Annotated in this window: 1 protein-coding gene; it reads left to right on the forward strand. The window is 70.5% G+C overall.

The window, feature by feature from the left end:
• Positions 1-448: [protein-PII] uridylyltransferase family protein (locus JWG43_RS18315; protein WP_275888516.1), on the forward strand; the 448-nt coding region annotated here is incomplete at both ends.

The raw sequence follows: 448 nt of genomic DNA on the forward strand, positions 1-448 counted from the left end.
ACATGCGGCTGCGCCCCTTTGGCGAGGCGGGGCCGCTCGCCATCCCCTTTGCCGCCATGGAGGACTACTACCAGCACCATGGCCGCAACTGGGAGCGCTACGCCATGGTCAAGGCGCGGGTGTTGGGGCCCCAGTGCGAACACGCCCAGGCCCTGACCGAGCTGCTGCGCCCCTTCGTGTTCCGCCGCTACATCGACTTCGGCGTCATCGACGGCCTGCGCCAGATGAAGGCGATGATCGCCGCCGAGGTGCGCCGCAAGGGGCTGGAGGGCAACATCAAGCTGGGGGCTGGCGGCATCCGCGAGGTGGAGTTCATCGTCCAGGCGTTGCAGCTCATCCGTGGCGGTCGTGAGCCCGCCCTGCGGGTGCGCCACCTGCCCGAGGCCCTGGCCGCCATCGCCGCCTGTGGCGCCCTCGATGATGAGCGCTGCGCGCGGCTGCTCCAGGC

This window comes from Desulfobulbus alkaliphilus, assembly GCF_016918545.1.
GTDB lineage: Bacteria > Desulfobacterota > Desulfobulbia > Desulfobulbales > Desulfobulbaceae > Desulfobulbus > Desulfobulbus alkaliphilus.